Here is a 346-nt window from a genome sequence, read left to right as displayed (position 1 = left end):
TCGCGCCTGAACCCCACGCGGGTGCGAGCCTTTGCCACGGCCATGGGCAAGCTAGCCAAGACCGATCCCATCGACGCGGCGGTACTGGCGCATCTGGCGCAGACGCTGGAAGAAGCCCCCAGTACCGTGCCTTCGCCGGAACGCGAGCGGCTGCGGGAGCTGGTGCAGCGCCGCGAGCAGTTGGTCAGCCAGCGCGATGATGAGCGCCGCCGTTTGCATCAAGCCCGGGATCCGTTTGTCCGCAAATGCCTAGAGGACGCCATCAAGGCGCTCAAAGAAGCGATCCGCCGCTACGACAAGGAAATTGCCAAGGCGATGAAGGTCGTGGACGCAGAACAGGCCCAGC

General features: G+C 65.0%; 1 protein-coding gene. It reads left to right on the top strand.

The window, feature by feature from the left end; all coding sequences use genetic code 11:
- Positions 1 to 346, top strand: a 346-nt coding sequence (locus tag DK254_RS06545; RefSeq protein WP_146219575.1) for a transposase, incomplete at both ends; no start/stop codon positions are given.

The sequence above is a fragment of the Pseudomonas sp. RW407 genome, from assembly GCF_003176655.1.
GTDB lineage: Bacteria > Pseudomonadota > Gammaproteobacteria > Pseudomonadales > Pseudomonadaceae > Pseudomonas > Pseudomonas delhiensis.
This window is presented reverse-complemented; position numbering and strand designations above follow the sequence as displayed.